The organism is Blastopirellula marina (genome assembly GCF_002967715.1).
GTDB lineage: Bacteria > Planctomycetota > Planctomycetia > Pirellulales > Pirellulaceae > Bremerella > Bremerella marina_B.
This window is the reverse complement of sequence record NZ_PUIA01000094.1, coordinates 130,049-146,872: the sequence shown is the minus strand read 5'-3', so window position 1 is coordinate 146,872 and position 16,824 is coordinate 130,049. Positions and strand designations below refer to the sequence as shown.

Annotated in this window: 11 protein-coding genes; 2 read left to right on the top strand and 9 right to left on the bottom strand. The window is 56.8% G+C overall.

Annotated features, from left to right (window positions below):
• Positions 1-31: 31 nt before the first annotated feature.
• The 8 genes from C5Y96_RS26510 to C5Y96_RS26475 all read right to left on the bottom strand — a co-directional run bounded on the left by C5Y96_RS26510 (position 32) and on the right by C5Y96_RS26475 (position 13,695).
• On the bottom strand, positions 32-1,174 hold the full coding sequence (locus tag C5Y96_RS26510) for a squalene--hopene cyclase (protein ID WP_199188808.1): 1,143 nt from the start codon (positions 1,172-1,174) through the stop codon (positions 32-34).
• A gap of 197 nt (positions 1,175-1,371) precedes the next feature.
• Positions 1,372-5,628 (bottom strand): PQQ-binding-like beta-propeller repeat protein, encoded by a 4,257-nt coding sequence (locus C5Y96_RS26505; protein WP_105359677.1) that lies wholly within the window; start codon positions 5,626-5,628, stop codon positions 1,372-1,374.
• Positions 5,621-6,274 (bottom strand): RNA polymerase sigma factor, encoded by a 654-nt coding sequence (locus tag C5Y96_RS26500; RefSeq protein ID WP_105359674.1) that lies wholly within the window; start codon positions 6,272-6,274, stop codon positions 5,621-5,623. The genes C5Y96_RS26505 and C5Y96_RS26500 overlap by 8 nt, the downstream gene beginning before the upstream one ends.
• Before the next feature lie 247 nt (positions 6,275-6,521).
• The gene (locus C5Y96_RS26495; protein ID WP_105359672.1) at positions 6,522-7,874 is read right to left on the bottom strand and encodes a Gfo/Idh/MocA family protein; all 1,353 of its coding nucleotides are present in this window, start codon (positions 7,872-7,874) and stop codon (positions 6,522-6,524) included.
• A 266-nt stretch (positions 7,875-8,140) separates the two neighbouring features.
• Positions 8,141-9,493, bottom strand: coding sequence for a tRNA modification GTPase (locus tag C5Y96_RS26490; protein ID WP_105359670.1), 1,353 nt, complete (start codon positions 9,491-9,493; stop codon positions 8,141-8,143).
• A gap of 24 nt (positions 9,494-9,517) precedes the next feature.
• Complete coding sequence (locus tag C5Y96_RS26485; RefSeq protein WP_105359669.1) at positions 9,518-11,854, bottom strand: YidC/Oxa1 family insertase periplasmic-domain containing protein; 2,337 nt, start codon at positions 11,852-11,854, stop codon at positions 9,518-9,520.
• Positions 11,855-12,138: 284 nt separating this feature from the next.
• A complete protein-coding gene (locus tag C5Y96_RS26480; protein WP_105359668.1) occupies positions 12,139-12,888 on the bottom strand; it encodes a metallophosphoesterase family protein in 750 nt (249 codons plus the stop codon).
• Between the two features lie 54 nt (positions 12,889-12,942).
• Positions 12,943-13,695 (bottom strand): metallophosphoesterase family protein, encoded by a 753-nt coding sequence (locus C5Y96_RS26475; RefSeq protein WP_105359667.1) that lies wholly within the window; start codon positions 13,693-13,695, stop codon positions 12,943-12,945.
• A gap of 331 nt (positions 13,696-14,026) precedes the next feature.
• Here C5Y96_RS26475 and tsaB point away from each other — a divergent pair, with 331 nt between their 5' ends.
• Positions 14,027-14,707, top strand: a complete 681-nt coding sequence (tsaB, locus tag C5Y96_RS26470) for a tRNA (adenosine(37)-N6)-threonylcarbamoyltransferase complex dimerization subunit type 1 TsaB (RefSeq protein ID WP_158261441.1) — start codon at positions 14,027-14,029, stop codon at positions 14,705-14,707.
• A gap of 16 nt (positions 14,708-14,723) precedes the next feature.
• On the opposite strand, the gene hemL is transcribed toward tsaB, so the two are convergent.
• Positions 14,724-16,013 (bottom strand): glutamate-1-semialdehyde 2,1-aminomutase, encoded by a 1,290-nt coding sequence (gene hemL / locus C5Y96_RS26465; RefSeq protein WP_105359663.1) that lies wholly within the window; start codon positions 16,011-16,013, stop codon positions 14,724-14,726.
• A gap of 369 nt (positions 16,014-16,382) precedes the next feature.
• Between hemL and C5Y96_RS26460 the strand changes: the two genes are divergently transcribed.
• Positions 16,383-16,814 carry a hypothetical protein gene (locus tag C5Y96_RS26460; protein ID WP_105359661.1) on the top strand — a complete coding sequence of 144 codons (432 nt, stop codon included), beginning with the start codon at positions 16,383-16,385 and terminating at the stop codon, positions 16,812-16,814.
• Positions 16,815-16,824: the final 10 nt, after the last annotated feature.

Here is a 16,824-nt window from a genome sequence, read left to right as displayed (position 1 = left end):
GCCTGATAAGGGTGCTGTCGTGACTTGATGTTTAACGGTTGGCGTCTTGTTGGAACGACTCAATTCGCCCTTCTTGCAGGATGGGCAAATAACGATTGGGCATCGCCAAGATAAAGCACCCAACTGCCGTGCCATAGAGGTCGCCTGGCATGTTGTTGACGTGAGCGCCGGCGTGCCACATTCCATGATACCGCAGATCTTCCGGTCGATTGAACTGCGATTCGATGACGGCATCGCGAAGAGCCGGATAGGAACGCTTCCAGTCTTCGCCACCGGTTTGGTACAACGCTTGTCCCACGTAGTACAGTGTGTAGGCATCGAAAGGCAGGTGTCCGTTGTTTTTGTTCTTCTTTTCTTTCAACTTGGCGATTTCGGAGTGAATGACTTCCATATTCTTGGCAATTCGCCAGTCGTCGTACTGACCGAATTCCTGCAAACAGACGACCCCTGCCGCAGCCATTGCCAGCGAAGCCTTCCCGCCATGTCGCGTGTAGGTGAACTGCCCAGGGTACTTCTGTTGTTCCGCTTCCGAAGCGTCACGAGAGACGCCTTCGGGGCTGTAATGCTCGCGGACACTGCCGATAGCCAGGTCGACCACTTCAGGAGCGACTTCAATGCCGGTATCCATGGCGCTACGCAGGGCCTTGGCTTGCATCACCGCCAGGCTCAGGTCGTGACCATTGTCTCTGCGGACGGCGCGATAGTCCCACCCACCATCTTCGGCCTGGGTGAAAGCGATTAACTTCAGAGCGCGGTCCAGAACGGGGTTGATCCGCGAATCGTGGGTCATTCCGTGGGCTTGCCCCAGGACAAACGTGGTGAGTCCATGGTTGTACATGTCGCGCTGCGGATCGGCGACGTTCAGCAGCCCGGAAGGACGTGGGCTGGAAAGAATTTTGTTGATGGCCCGGTCAAGTGGTTGTCCATACTTGCCGCGCCCGGGAGCATGACCATCGGCCATGAATGCCAACGCGCCCATCCCAATCAGGCCGAGATCGTCCGATTCCCAGTCTCCATTGGGGCCCTGGTTTTGGGCCAGCCAGTTCAGGCCGCGCTCGAGCGCCTGGGTGCTTTCCGGCGTTACTTCCCACTCGCCTTCTGCCCAGGCGTGCGAACCGCAGGCTGCACTAAGCGTCAGGAGGGTTGATAAGAGCAAAATTCGGGAAAAGGACATCGCCTGGCCCAGGAAAAAGGGGGTGCGAGTAATTCATCCGCCAGCCGAACCTTTTTCGGAAATTAGCCGTGCCAGCGTCATCTCTAGGAAGCTATGGCCAGGGAAGCGAAATCGTTTCGCAAAAAATTGCCGGACGAGCAAAATTCGGAAGAAATGGGCCCGGTGCGTTTTCATCGGTTACCCGAGGCCGGCCAGGCTTATTGAACCACCATCAACCTGCGTTCATCCTTGTTCTGATCGTCGAATTGCCAGAGATACCATTGATCTGGCCCATAGAAGAGGGGGCCAGCCGCCGGCAACTCTTTGCCCGAAATCTCGATCGACTGAAGCGGCTTGACTTCGCCCGTATGGATATCCATACGCACTACCTGGATCGTTGCTTTTTGATCCTTTTCCGTGGGTGGCTGATGGGTCAGCCCTACGAGCGCATCTTGCGTGCGGTGCCACGACAGCAGATCCTTGGGCTTGGTTGTCTGTGACGACACCTTGCCACTGTCAGCCGCAACCAGCAGCCACTGTTCCGGCTCTTCGACTAGGAGCGTCTTTTCGTCGAGCATCTGAATCGACTGCACGTTGGTACCTGGCATGGTCCAGCGAAGTGTTCCGGTGGCGATGTCGAAGCACTCCAGGCGAAGCGTGCCCGCGTGGAAAGATATTGCCTGATTTCCTACGATCTCTATGTTACTCAATTGCTGCTTGGCCCAGCGAGAATCGATTTTTTGGGGAAAGGTCAACTGTTTACGGACCCACTGCAAGTGACCAGAGATATCGCACGACGCTAGAACACCTCCTAGGTCGATCAAGAGCTGTTCGCGATGGGGGACGACATGGCCGATGCCCCGATCAAACCACGTATCACGAATTCGAAACAGCGGGTGACTATCGAGGATCTCGCCGGTCGAAAGATCGACCCGCGAAAGACGCACGGCATAAGTCGACTGCGAAACCTCGCGCAGGGTCATTATCAGCACGCGCCCTTGCACGGAAATGGGATCGGTTGCCAGGACCATTTGGCCATCGAGGTTGGTTACCCAACGCTGGTCGCCTGATTCGCGGTCGAAGCCGTACAATGCGAAGCCCTTCTCGTGCAGCATTCGCGTGACAACCATGTCGCCAACCAATAGGGGAACGCACCGAGCATAAGGGTAGTCGTGTGCCTTGCCGCGGTCTTTGTCTTTCTCTGATCGTTTCCAGATTTCCTTATTGTCTTTCAGATCGAGTTTCCACAGTTCGAAACGATTCGAGAGGTAGGTCTGATCGCCGGTTGAGGTCATGCCCAAGGCCTGACCATGCCAATCGACTTTTGAATCACGCACGGCCGTCGGAACGCGTTCTTGCTCGCGTCCCCACGATCCCCTTAATACAATGTCGGTTGGCTGAAGCGATGCCGATTCGGGCCAGGTAGCCTGAGCCAATGGGTTGGTGTCTGCCGTCGCGTCTTCCTGCGAAGTGGCCTGGGCACTGCGGATGACGCTGGTTTCGTCGACTAGCGAATTCGCCGAAAGCGTTGTTGAACCAATGGAGATCGGCTCGGTGGTTTCGGCCTGGTCTCCCGACGGCAAGTGTCCCAGCATGAGCAGTCGAGCATCGACTTTCGACTTTAACTCACCTTCCGCCGAGCGAGCCGCTTTGATGTAGTGCTGCAGCGACGAGGCGAAATCACCGGACGATGTTGCTTGATCGCCAAGCCACAAATGAGCCTCCGCGGCGGCCTTAGTGTCGAAGAATTGGAGCGTCACCAGCTCGACAATCTTGCGATCGCCGCGCTGAATCGCGGAGTTCACACGCAACTGAGCTAGATCCGCGTGTTCCTTTTCCATTTGATGCTGCAGGGCCTCGTGATTCTGCACAGCCATTTGAATGGCGGCGGTCACCGAGAACAAATGGTCCGGGTCACTGCCAGACGGGGCTAAGCCTTCCGCGGCGGATTCAGGGATTTGCGTGATCAAACGGCAAGCGTCGGCAATTGCATCGCTTTCCAGGGCTGCGTTGAGTTCGGCGCTGATGTTGTACGCTTCCTTGCTGAGGTCTTCGACCAGCAACGAAGTCGATCGTCCTTCGGTCAGGTAGTCGACATCCTGGTTGGCGCGATTGGAGTGTCGAACGGCAATGCCGCCTGCCCAGTTGATGATGGGGAAGTCGCTGCGCATCTTGCGGGGGTCGTACGAATAGTAGCGACGCATCGTTTCGCAACTGTCGAGAATCTCGTTCCAGCGCTGCTGCTGGATCGCCATCAACATGGCTGCATTGAACCGTTCTTGCGAGAAGTATCCCATCGGGTCGCGGTTCATCGTCGGCAGATTGAGCAGTTCGCGGCGGAACGAGGCGTAATCGGGGCGATCTGGCGTGGATAGCTGCTCTTCATAGAGTTTGCCCAGTCGCTCTTCGCACCAACTGATGAAACGCTTCTCGTGGTAGTCGAGCGGCCACGTTCGCGTCAACGCGAGCATGTCCTTGATCACCTGCCGCTTGTCGGCGTTGCTTGAAGCGGCTTGCAGGGCCTCCTCGCTCAACTCGGTTATGTGATCGTATGAAGCATTCACGCCTGAGTAGCGACGCAGACGCGTGGCCAGATCAGCAGGCAGTTTCGATCCATCCGATAGCGTAAATGGCTCGCTGGCGTAAGGAGATTCCCCCAGCTCTTTCCAACTGACCTGATCGACTTTCTCCCAGTGTTCTTTGGGAAACAATCGCGTGAGCCCTGGTAGCTCGCGAACCACCATCTTCTGGAGCGTAAGGTGGTGCTCGCCTTCGACTTTGGCCGTCGAAATACCCACGTGGTTGTAGGCCCCTTTGGTGTCATTGTCTTCGCTGGAAAGCAGCGCCCAGTGTTCTCCATCGAGACTGATCCAGCCGCGAATCTGACCTCCACCGGCTAGCAGACGAACCCACACGTGCTGGCCAACTTGGGTTGCCGGATGTAGTAGTGGATTACGATCAACCTCGTGCAAAGCGTCCCAGATATACGAGAATCGCGCGTAGAGTTCGTCGGTCTTGCGATTGCGATTGAAGACGAGCCCGTCCTGCGGAGCCGGTACTTCCGCCGTTTCTCCTTCCTTAGGTGTCTTGGCCGGATGCGTCAAGAAAACCCCATGCGAATGATCGACGCCGGTGAGTTCTAGCTCGACCATACGCAGGCCATAACCGGGGATCGGTACACAGGCCCAGCTATGGTTCTCGGGATTCTTGCTGACGAGCGAAATCGAACCATCAGCGTTCTTTTCGAGCATTGCTTGCTCGGCCAGCTTCGACTGCCACGGGAGATCGGCTGGGCGATTGATCGCGACTTGCTGGGGATAAGCGGGTTGCGCTTCCGGTAGAGACTCGAGCGGCCACAGGTTCATGTGTCGGATGACCGATTCCCCTTCCACGTAAATGCGATCAGGCGACGAGGGGAGGGGAGTACGGATGACTTCGACGTCGCCACGATAGAAGACCAACTCGCTGGTTGCGTCATCGAAGAAGAACGCTATCGGCTGGTAGTGCCGCGCCGGGCCGCGATGCTCGCGGTAGCCATCGTTGGCTTGCAGCTTGAGGTTCTTCGGCTGGATGCCATCTTCCCCCGCAGTCATCGCATAAGCGTACCAGGGAGAGTAGTCGTGCTCGTGCCGAACGATCGAAACGCCTTGGTTTCCACAGTAGAAGTGAAATCGCACACGATGCAATTCAGACATCTCAAACCGCAACGCCGCCATCGATGGGAGCTGTCCCTTCAGACGAAACCAACCTTTCAGCTTTGTCTGCGGACGATCGCCGTCGCGGTACTCTTGGATTTCAGCCGGCAGTTTATCCGAAGCCTTCGTCAGCCAGGTGTCGAACTGTGAACGAGTTAACGAATCGCGACGATCTGCTTCGGGGAGCGATGTCAGATGGGCGAACGTCAAAGGAGCAACGTCACGCGGAACGAGTGTTTCCTGTTCGAAGGGCTGATCTTGCTCAACGGGTTCGGGATCGGCTGATGGTTCTTCGAGTTCAGTCGCGCCTGGGGACATGTCGCTATTGTTGGAATCCGATTTGCCAGGCATCGGTGAGGCACCGGGCATTTGATGCATTGGGTTATCGAGCGTGACGGGATTGATCTGTGCACCCTGCATGCCGAGTGATGGATCGTTGGTGGCGATGTCACTTGGCTCTGACGGAGCTTGGAGTTGATAGTAAACTCCCGCAACAATTCCAACGATCAGCAGCAAAGCAATCGCCAGGCTGAAGATCCAACGCGAGCCAGCGTTCTGACGCTGTTTACGCTGCATGACCTTTTGGACGAATTGATCCGGTGTGTCGCCAGAAGCGCCGAAGGCGTCGACCAGGTGATGGTCCATCTGTAGGCGTTCGGAAAGGGCGTCGCGCAGCTCAGGCGACTCCGGCAGCCGCGCGCGGAGGTGGCGAATTTGGTCGAGGGTGAGGTCGTCGATCGGGCTCTCTTGCACGAGCACGATCAGGTCTTGGTCATTCATCCGCAGCGGTCCGCGACTTTCGTGTGACGCAATCTTTGAGGGCCTGGCGGGCACGGAAAACGAGAAGCTTTACGGCTCCTTCGCTCCGCCGCATCTTTTCTGCGATCTGGGCCATCTTAAGGCGAGCGAAGTAGTGCATCTTGAGCGCTTCGTGGGCCGAACTGCCGAGCGTATCGATGCACGAATGAAGCCACCCATGAACGACGCGGTAGTCGGAGGTGTCGTCTTCGGTCAGGGCATCGAGTTCCAGGCATAGCTCGGTCCACTCGACTTCCTTGCGGCGTTTGTTGCGGCGAATGTGTTCCCGCAGAACGTTGCGGGCCACGCCTAACAGCCACGGTCGGACGGGGACGTCGCCGCGAAAACGAACTTTGCCGGCCAGGCATCGCAAAAAGACTTCCTGGCACAGGTCATCGGCATCGGTCGGGTCGACCATCCGCGAACGGAGGTAACCAAAGACAAACCCTTGCTGACGTTGCACGAATGTCCCGAGCGCTTCGCGGTCGTTGGATTGCAATGCCTGGATCAATAGCGCATCTTCTTCCGCAGCCTTGACGCGATCGTACTGCACAAAGGCGGATTCGGTTTGCGACGCGACATCTTGCGCGTCTGAAACCGTCTTTGTTGCGGAAGGGGGTAACGACATCGCGGAACTCGGGAGGACAATTGCGGGCTAGATCGCATCACCGATCGCAGGCGACCTTACTCAGAGGGAAGTCACCAACTTACGGCGCATGATTCCACTGAGGTGTGCACAGACCAATCATATAAGAAGTGGGACAAATCCCGCAAACGATTCGCCAGATTCTTAGGGTAGGAAAAATGAAAGCGGAGCCATCCGGGGGACGGCTCCGCATTTAATCGTTGCAACAATCATTCCGCAAATAGCGGAATTAGATCAGGTCAGCCCAACCTTCGCGGTACTTCGGCTTGATGATCTCGGCGACTTCCGGAGCGTTCTTGGCTTCCAGGTTCTTAGCATCCCATTCGATGACCTTACCCTTGCCCGATTCACCGGTGGTCCAAACCGACAGGTTACCCAGCAGGATGGTTTCCGACAGCGGACCGGCGTAGTTCGGGAAGTTCGACATAGGCTCAGGACCACCCTTGATACCGTCGACGAATTCCTTGAAGTGACCCGGCGAACGCGGAATCGATTCAGCGGGACCTTCGTAGTCCTTGTACTTTTCTTCTGGCAGCAAGTGGAACTTGGCACCGTAATCGTTTGGCGAGTAGATCTTGCCGGCCGAACCAAGCAGCAGGCTACCGCTGCTGGACAGCTTGCCACCGTCCAGTGGCAGGTCCTTGGTCAGTTCTGGCGATGGCAGCTTGCCGCCGTCGTACCAGTACATGGTGACCGGAGCACGACCGTTGAGTTCTGGGAACTCGAACTTGATCACCGACCACTTTGGATAAGTTTGGCCGTTGTGACCGGACGATTCGGCTTCAACCGAGACTGGGTCACGCAGGTTCAATGCCATGAAGGCCATGTTGAACGTATGGCAGGCCATGTCACCCAGAGCACCGGTACCGAAGTCCCACCAGCCACGCCACTTGAATGGGTGATAAGCGTCGGCATATTCGCGGTAAGGAGCTGGGCCGATGAACATTTCCCAATCCAGAGATTCTGGAATTGGCTGTGGTTCTGGCTTCGCGACACCTTGTGGCCAAACTGGACGGTTGGTCCAGACGTGAACTTCCTTCACATCGCCGATGCCGCCACCTTGGATGATTTCAGCAGCACGACGAACGCCACGTTCAGCCGTACCTTGGTTACCCATCTGAGTAACGACCTTATTTTCCTTGGCGATTTCGCCCAGGCGACGTGCTTCCCAGATGCTGTGGGTCAACGGCTTCTGCGTGAAGCAATGCTTGCCCATCTTCATGGCCATGGCCGAAGCTGGAGCGTGCGAGTGGTCTGGGGTACTGACGGTAACGGCGTCGATCTTGTCGCCCATTTCGGTCAGCATCGCGCGGTAGTCGGTGTATTGCTTCGCGTCGGGGAAGCGAGCACCCGCTTGTTCCAGGCGTTCTCGGTCGATGTCAACGATGGCCACCATGTTGCCGGCGCGGCCAGCGTCATTCGAGTCGCTCGAACCTTTACCGCCGATACCGATGCTGGCGAAGTTGATCTTTTCGTTGGGGGATTTCGTCTCTTGGGCCTGCACACCACCGGCAGCCCAGAAGCCGGCACCGGCCGCAGCCGTCAGCTTCATGAAGTTACGACGATTCTGATTCGAACGCATGTACTTATCTCCTCGTGGATTTGCAAAACCATTGCTTCCGGCGGGCCTTGTGCTCAAGAAAGAAATACAAAGCGGGCAAGACCGAAGAAGCGGTAATTGGCGAAAAAGGAAAGGCTGGAAAGGAACTAAGGTGGCAGGATGTGGCGACAAATCGGCCGTGACCGCACGCTCAGTGTAGACCCCTCGTGTGCCGCCTAAGTTGTCAACTTAGCGATTAGATAAGCTTTATGCAATCAAACCCGGCACAAAAATACAAGATAATCAGACTATTTTCCAATACAAAATCGGGAGAAGATCACGTCGAGTATGTCATCCGTATAGACAGCACCCACCACCTCAGAAAGCTGTCCTATAGCGTAACGGATCTCAGAAGCGATCAATTCCTCGGAGTGATATCCCGCGATGCCCTCCAAGCAGGTGGTTAGCGCACCCAGCGTTTGTTCAATCGCCCCCAGGCAGCGGACTGCCGAGCTGGGAACCAAGGTATCTTCCGTTAGTTCCATTTCCCTAAGCTTATTGGCAATGGCTTGTTGCAGTGATGCCACGCCGCTGCCTGTCTTGGCGCTGGTCGCATACGCGGCAAATGGCGGACAGCCTGATTCCGGAGTGTCGCACTTGGTGGCGACGATGAGCAACTGATCGGCTGGAATTCGTTGGCTAAGTTCGCGGTCTTGTGCCGACATCCCAGCTTCTGCATCGACGCAGAGAATGCCGATGTCGCAATCCTCGGTGGCGAATCGGGTTTGATCGGCCATAAATTTTCGGATGACGTCGCCGTCCTCGACCGCTTCGTGCCCAGCCGTATCGACCAATTGAACGTCGATGTTCTCGCAGCACACATCGCGGGTAATGAAGTCACGTGTGGTCCCTGAGATGGGGGAGGTAATCGCCTCGTCCGAGCCAGCGATCGCATTGAACAGGCTGCTCTTGCCGGCATTGGGCAGACCAAGCAGGACGACCTTGGGTAGCGCCTGGTTGGTCGACCGCGTTCGTATCTGATCGCGAAGCTGCGCAAGCGAGTCGTAGATTTCGGTGACGCGTCGCTGAAGCTCTTCCATCTCGATGAACTCGATGTCTTCTTCGACGAAGTCGAGTCCCGCTTCCAGTAGTGCCAACAGTTCGATCAAGTCATTGCGTGCGTTTTGCAGCGGGCCGGAAAGTCCGCCAGAGAGTTGCCGCAGTGCCGATTGAAATCGCTGCTCGCCGTGGGCGTCGATCACGCCGAGCACCGCTTCAGCCTGGGTAAGATCAAGCCGGCCGGCCAGAAAGGCCCGCATAGTGAACTCGCCTGGTTGAGCCAAACGAGCACCAGCGCGACGCAAGTCCAGCAGAACCAGGTCGGCGAGTGCACGGCTGCCGGGAAGATGGATTTCGACCTGCGGCTGTTTTGTGTAGCTGCGCGAGGTGGGCCAGATCCAAAAGTCGGCCAGCAGTCTACGCTCACCTGGCAGGCAAATCTCCAAGGGGATGACTTGCGATGTGGTGAATGTCGCCGCGTCTGGCTTGGTCGTTACGCTGAGTGCCAAGCAGACCGCGTTGGCTCCGCTCAGGCGAATAATCGACCTGCCACCGATGCCCGGCGCGGACGAAATCGCGACGATCGTTTGTTCCAGGTCCATAGCTTGGCAGCGCAACGCAAGTCGCTACTTTTTCTTCTTCGTCTGGCGGACTTTCGGCTGCTTGATCTCTTCCTTCTTGGCCTCGATCACCACAGGGATGTTCTTCGGTTTAGGAAGCAGCTTTCGTTCGACGATGCCCCAGATGCTGGAGGTGATGAAGTAGATACATAGCCCCGAGGGGACTTTGAAGAACATGACACCCATGAAGATCATCATGATGGTCATGATCCGCTGCTGCATCGCTTGTTGTTCGTCTTGCGGCGGCGGCATGAATAGTTTCTGCTGCACCAGGAACAACGCCACCGTGATCAGCGGCAAAATGTTGAGGTACGGACCCAAGCTGAGGAAGCCGGTTGGACGCGTGATAAACTCTGGCATCCAATCGCCCCAGTACAGCAGTTGGTCGGGAGCGGCCAGGTTAGAGGCCCACGACATACCAGGAATCAGCGGCGCTTGACGCAGTTGGAAGTCGACTGCCAGGGCGCGGTACAGACCAAGGAAGATCGGCAACTGGATGAACATCATCAAGCAGCCGCCCACCGGGTTGAAGTTGTGCTTTTTGAACAGATCCTGTTGAGCCTTCAATCGGCCTTCGGGATCGTCTTTGTATTGGTCGCTGATTCGCTTAATTTCAGGAGCCAGAGCCTGCTGTATCTGCATGTTCTTAGCCTGCTTGCGGCTAATCGGATGCATCGCACCACGCACCATCAGTGTCAGCACGATGATCGCCAGGCCGTAGCTTCCCAGCACCGAGTACAACGCATGCAGCACAACTAGCAGAATCGACGAGACGGGGCTGAACCAGCCGTAATACTCAACCTTACCCAGGCCGTAATGCTTCAACACGTCGGTCTTTTTCGGACCGGCGAAGATACGGAACTTCTGGTTCACCGTTTGACCGCCGGCGATCGGATAGGCTCGGCTTTGCAGCGTAAACGTGCAGTCCGTTTTCGGTTCGTACGAGTCATCGATCGGGGCAATCGGAGCCCCGGTTGCCTGGGCGAGGTCGATTGAAGTCGAGCTGTTCTCGTGATCCAGAATCAGCGAGCTATTGAAGTACTGTGCGTCGACGCCAGCAAACTTGGTTTTGACATTGCTGTCTAAGTTGTAGAGGGGCGTCTGCGGATCGGCACCTTCCTTCTGGGCACGTTCCACCAGGTCGTAAACGGTAAACAACCGGAAGTCGCTCCCATCTTCCGATTCCCATGTCACGTCGCGGATACCAGCGGTACCGAAGCCGTGGCTGATCTTGTGGGCGTACCACCAACCTTCCAGGGGCAAGCCTGTCGGTCCGAGTTGTTTGTAAGCGACACTGAGCGAATCTTCCGACTCGTTATGAATTTCCAGGTCGTAGTCGATATGAAATCCTTCCGCGTCGGTCATCTCTTCGGTGACCTTGGGCAGTTTGAATTTCTTCACCAGTCGCAGCTTGCGATTGTCTCCCAGTTGCTTCAGATCGCTGGGGAACAATGTCATCTCGAAATGAACTTCGTCTTCCGAAACCTGTGTGGTCTTCCAGTTGCCATCGATCAGCGAAGGAATTCCTTTGATCTCGGCCAGGCTCTTGTACTGGGCATTGCCTTCGCGTGCCGTGAGCGACCCAATCTGAGCGAGCGTCGTCAGATAGGCTGGTGGGTGCACAAATTCCTGGGGCAGGCCGTTAGGACCGGTGATTTTGGAAACATCCGGCTTGATGACCTCAACCGGGTGTTTACGAAGCGCGACCGTAAAGGCGATCTTCTTGGCGGCTTCCCCTTCGGCGGCAGCAGGGCGTTCGACGGTGACCTGAATCTCACCACGCGGCTTTGTGCCGCGCATCACCTCTTGAAAGCTCTTGATATCGGTGACGACCTGATCATTGATCGAAACGATCGTATCGCCAACCTTCAGCCCTGCTTCAACCCCTTCGGTTTTGGCGACGGCCTGAGCCGCTGGCGTGCCGGGACCGATGACATTGATCTTCACGCCGTGGCCGTCGGTCTCGTCGAAGGCCAGCTGGCCAAGGTAGCCACCGTCGTCGTCGTGCTCGTAGCTTTGATAGTTGGGGTTACTCAGTTCAACGCGGTGAACCGAAGCTCCCTTCGAATCGAGCGTCACAAGCATGCGGTATCCGTCTTCGGGATTCACCGAACCTAGCGTCGCGAACTGGCGGTCGTAAGTGACCTTGTCCGCTTCGACAGGGGCATCGTTTTCATCACCGGGCTTGCCAATCTTGGGGGCATTGGCATCGGTGTCGACTTCGACCAGATCCTCTCGCGCATCTTCCGGCTTCTCCTCTGGCTTGTTCATATTGCTCAGAAGGTTGAAAGTCAGCAGCAGCGATGCGGCAAGAAAGATGAACGTGATGTGGCGCCGTTCCACGAGCGAAAGTCCTTGCGATGAAAACTAAAAAGGAATCTACCGAATCATTCAAAAATGACAGGGTGGTCATGATAGCTGGTCCGAGCTGCTTCCTAAGAGGGTGATTTTCCCCTTACCAGCGAGGTACCGCGTGTCAACCAATCCGCCCTATTCTCGCTTTTAAGTGCGGTCTTGGAAACGCCACAAGGCTTCTTCGTCGGCAGATACGCGACATTTGCCGAAAAACGGGTGAGTTAGGCAATATATCGCGAAAAGAAATTCGAGATTCACCCAGCGGTTGGGAGCTAGTGTCCCTCATAGAGACGCTCGCCTTGAGAGTCGTCCAACTCGTCGATACCGCGGATTTTGTTGGCGACTGTGTCGATGCAGTACTCGACCCGGCGAAACTGGACCGTCTTCTCGTCCACAATCACGTAACAACTACGCGGGTTACCGTCGCGTGGCTGGCCGACACTGCCGACGTTGATCATCGCCTTGTCGCCGTTGAAGTGGTACGTGCTGTTCTCGAAATCGGTCGGGCTCATGAACTGGGCCGACTCGTAAAACACGCCAGGAACGTGCGTGTGACCTTGAAAGCATACGTTCGGAACCAGCGCGAAAATCTTCTCGAGCTTCTTCGGATTGTAGATGTCTTCTGGGAAGACGTACTCGCACAGCGGATTTCGAGCCGAACCATGCACGAACAAGCGGTTCTCTTCGGTATGCGTCCGTGGCAAGCCACACAAAAAGTGCCAACGGCTAAGGGTTGAGTCCTGGTCTTCGCCACTTTCCAGCTGCTTCCGCGTCCAGAAGATGGCCTGTTCGGCACCGTGGCTGAAACCTTCCGGATCGAACAGGGCAGCCTGATCGTGGTTGCCCAAGATGCACAGATCGAACGTGCGAACGATGTCGACGCATTCCCGCGGGTTCGGGCCATAGCCTACGACATCCCCCAGGCAAAAAATGCGATCGACTTTTTGCGACTCAATATCTTTCAGAACGGCCTGAAGGGCATCGAGGTTGCCATGTATGTCGCTGACAACTGCAGTTTTCATCGTTGTCTCGATCTTGCTGAATGCTGATTCGCCATGCGAGAAGGTCCAGCGTTGTTAGCGACCATCTCGCAGCCGGTCACCCAGCATGTTGTCTAACTGAGGCGTGTCGTAGATCTTCTTTGCCGTGACTTCGGTGTCGTATTCCACACGGCGGAAGACGATCGATTCGTCCGTAAGAATCACATAGCACGACCGCGGATCACCATCGCGCGGCTGGCCGACGCTACCGACATTGAACAATGCCTTCTCGTCGCCAAATCGGTACTCGTGATCGCACTCGTCGGGGCCGAAGAACTCCAGGCTCGGCGTAAACACGCCAGGGATGTGCGTATGACCTTGGAAGCTGAACTGCTCGACGCGCTCGAACAGGTTCTCCATCTTCCGCTGGTTGTAAACGTCTTCCGGGAAGACGTATTCGTTAGTTGGATCACGAGGCGAACCATGCACGTACAGCCGATTCGGCTCGACGTGCGTTCGCGGAAGCTCACCCAGGAAGTCCCATCGCTCGTTCACGGCAGCAGCACCGCCAGACGAGTTGTCGATCTGATCGCGCGTCCACAGAATGGCGCGGAATGCGACCGGGTTGAATCCTTCCGGGTCGAATAGTGCAGCCTGGTCATGGTTGCCAAGCAGGCACATGGCGCACTTGCGTCGAACCATGTCCAAGCACTCGACCGGGTTGGGGCCGTAGCCGATGACATCGCCCAGGCAGTAAATCTCGCTGATTCCTTGCTGGCGAATGTCGTCCAAGACCGCGTTCAAGGCTTCCAAGTTACCGTGGATGTCGCTGATGAGGGCACGTTTCACGCCCGACTACCTTTCCGATTTTCAAGGTCTGGAGTCGATCCCACTGCCCTAATGCAAAACATTCGTATTTTGCCCTGGCAGGGGTCAGTAAGTAGGGAAGCCGTCGCAACCTGATATAGGATATAAATTTAGGTGGCAGGTGTCCGGCGGTCAAGATAACCCAAAGACAATGCTGGCAGTCCCCCCCACCATTGCCCCAGGCCAGCTGCCAACTCGATTGCCTGACCGACATCAGGTAAGATCGGCGAAAATAACCTTTGGTCGCCAATCCATTCTATTGATGGTAATCCGCGATCGCCCCTGTCCCTACCCGGTTAGAGGAATTCGCCATTTGAAAACGCTCGCCATCGATACCTCGACCCGGCAAAGCTCGCTCGCCTTGTTCCAGGGCAGCGAACTGATAGTCGCCCAGTGGCTGGACCCCACCTTGCCCACCACCCAGGCTATCACCCCGCTGATGCAGCAACTGGTCGACGAGGCTGGCTGGAAGCCGACCGACCTGCAGCTGGTGATCGTTGCCCAGGGGCCCGGTTCTTTTACGGGGCTTCGGATTGGCGTAATGACCGCTAAGACAATTGCTTACGTCGCCGGTGCAACGACCGTTGGGGTGAATACATTGAGGGCCATTGCTCACCGCTGCGACGACAATGTCTCGCGCCTGCACGTAGTGATGGACGCCCAGAGGAAGCAGTTCTTCCATGCCGCCTGCGATCGGGACGACACCGGGAAGTATGTCGAAGTACAATCGACGCAAATCGTGGATGACAAAGAGTTTATGGCCTCGTTGAACCCAGGCGAATCGATCACCGGCCCCGGCCTGAAGAACAAACTTTCGCTGGTACCGGAAGGGGTTCGTGTGGTCGACGAGAACGAATGGGCCCCGACCGCCGAAGCCGTGGGCCGCGTCGGTATCACCGATTTCCTGGCCGGACGCTACGACGATTTCTGGTCGTTGAACCCCAATTACTACCGCAAAAGCGCAGCCGAAGAAAAACTGGAAAGCGAAGCCTAGCTCCCTTATGTCCCACTTACTTCTTGATCGCCAACATGGCATCCTTCGCGGCATCGATCGTTTTCGCGATATCCGCGTCGGAATGAGCGGCCGAAACGAATAGTGCTTCGTACTGGCTGCACGGCAGGTAGATCCCTCGTTCGATCATTTCCCAGAAGTACTTCCCGTAGCGGGCCGTGTCGCACTTCGCGGCGTCGTCCCAGCTGCGGACGGGCTCGTTGTGGAAAAAGAGGGTCAGCATGCTGCCCACGCGGCCGGTGACCGTCGGAATGCCTGCTTCGGCAGCCGCGGCAGTCAGGCCCTGTTCCAGTAGCTGGGTGTGCGAGTCGAGTTGTGGATACGGGTTCGTATCTTTCAGCGTCTGTAGCGTCGCAATTCCCGCCGCGGTTGCCAGCGGATTACCGCTGAGCGTGCCTGCCTGATAGACTTCGCCGGCTGGCATGATGTGTCCCATGATATCGGCTCGCCCACCATAGGCCCCGATCGGTAGCCCGCCACCGACGATTTTACCCAGCGTCGTCAGGTCCGGCTTAATGCCGAACAACTGCTGAGCCCCACCCATCGCGACGCGGAAGCCGGTCATCACTTCGTCCATGATCATCACCGCGCCGTAGTGATCGCAGTGCTCGCGGATTTTTTCCAGAAAGCCTGGCATCGGCGGGACGCAGCCCATGTTGCCAACGACCGGCTCGAAGATCACGCCGGCGATCTCGTCAGGGTGCTCGGCGAACAATTGGTCGAGGGCTTCAAGGTTGTTATAAGGTAGCACAATCGTGTCCTGCGCGGTCCCCGGTGTCACGCCTGGCGAGTTCGGCACGCCGAGGGTCGCCGCCGCGCTGCCAGCGGCCACCAATAGGCTATCGACGTGACCGTGATAGTTGCCGGCGAACTTGACAATCTTGTTTCGCCCCGTGAAACCACGCGCCAGGCGGATGGCGCTCATGGTCGCCTCGGTTCCGCTGTTGACCAGGCGAACCTGTTCGACGGAAGGGACCAGCTCGATGATCAGTTCGGCCAGCCCGTTCTCGCGCTCGGTGGGGGCCCCGAAGCTGGTCCCCTGATCCACGGCCGCATGCAAGGCCTCGCGAACTGCCGGGTGCAAATGCCCCAGAATCATTGGCCCCCACGACCCGATATAGTCGATGTACTGGTTCCCATCGACATCAACGAGGTAAGCCCCCTGGCCCCGCTCAAACACAATCGGCTCGCCCCCAACACCCCCAAAAGCCCGAGCCGGAGAATTCACCCCACCCGGCATCAAATGCTTGGCTCGAGCAAAAACTTCATGGCTCTTAGTGCGTGACATGGTTTTGGTCCCTGTGGGCTGAAGATCTTGAGGGGTGAGGTGCTCCTTATGTTTTAGCAGAAGGGGAGGGTGGGGGATAACCGGTGGCGGGGCGGATTTGTTGCATGCAATTTGGCATGAACGCTGCGAAACACGGGTGCCATGCCCACGTCCACGTGGGCATGGCTTCGGCAATCAAGAAATCCTAGGAATCGTCAATCGACGTTATTGGGTGGATTTCTTATATCCAACCGCGTTTCCTGTACGAACCCACAGGCTCACGTGGACGTGGGCATGGCACCCTGCCAAAACCACATGGCAATTGGCCCGCCAACCGCCGCCGGTTATGCTGGGTTTCAACCCTAGGCTCAATCTATCCGGGAGCTTACCGTGATCTTCATCATCATCCCAATCGCGTTCGTAACCATTGGCGGTTCCCTCATGTTTGCCTTTGCGGCGATCGGTGGGTGGCGGGATTTGGCCAGGCGGTATCCGGCGGAAGAAAAGCCGGAGGGGGAGTATTACCATTTCCGCAGTGGCAGCTTCAGCGGGATTGGCTATAAGAATGTGTTGACCGTGGGGGTTTGCGACGACGGGCTCTACCTGGCCGTCTTCTTTTTGTTTCGCGTCGCGCACCCGCCCTTGTTCCTTCCTTGGTCGGAAGTGACGGGGGGGCACGTCGTTCGCTTGTTCTCGTGGAGTGCCTGTAACGTGACGATTGGCCCCAGCGAGCGCATCCGCGTGACGCTTCCCATCGAGGCCATGCAGTTCATACACGATAAGATGGGTGTTGAAGTACAGGCCCTGGATACGCCTGAATGATAAAGGGGCA

Coding starts and splice junctions, on each gene's coding strand:
- C5Y96_RS26510 (WP_199188808.1), bottom strand. CDS start 1,174: ATGTCCTTTTCCCGAATTTTGCTCTTATCAACCCTCCTGACGCTTAGT.
- C5Y96_RS26505 (WP_105359677.1), bottom strand. CDS start 5,628: ATGAATGACCAAGACCTGATCGTGCTCGTGCAAGAGAGCCCGATCGAC.
- C5Y96_RS26500 (WP_105359674.1), bottom strand. CDS start 6,274: ATGTCGTTACCCCCTTCCGCAACAAAGACGGTTTCAGACGCGCAAGAT.
- C5Y96_RS26495 (WP_105359672.1), bottom strand. CDS start 7,874: ATGCGTTCGAATCAGAATCGTCGTAACTTCATGAAGCTGACGGCTGCG.
- C5Y96_RS26490 (WP_105359670.1), bottom strand. CDS start 9,493: ATGGACCTGGAACAAACGATCGTCGCGATTTCGTCCGCGCCGGGCATC.
- C5Y96_RS26480 (WP_105359668.1), bottom strand. CDS start 12,888: ATGAAAACTGCAGTTGTCAGCGACATACATGGCAACCTCGATGCCCTT.
- hemL (WP_105359663.1), bottom strand. CDS start 16,013: ATGTCACGCACTAAGAGCCATGAAGTTTTTGCTCGAGCCAAGCATTTG.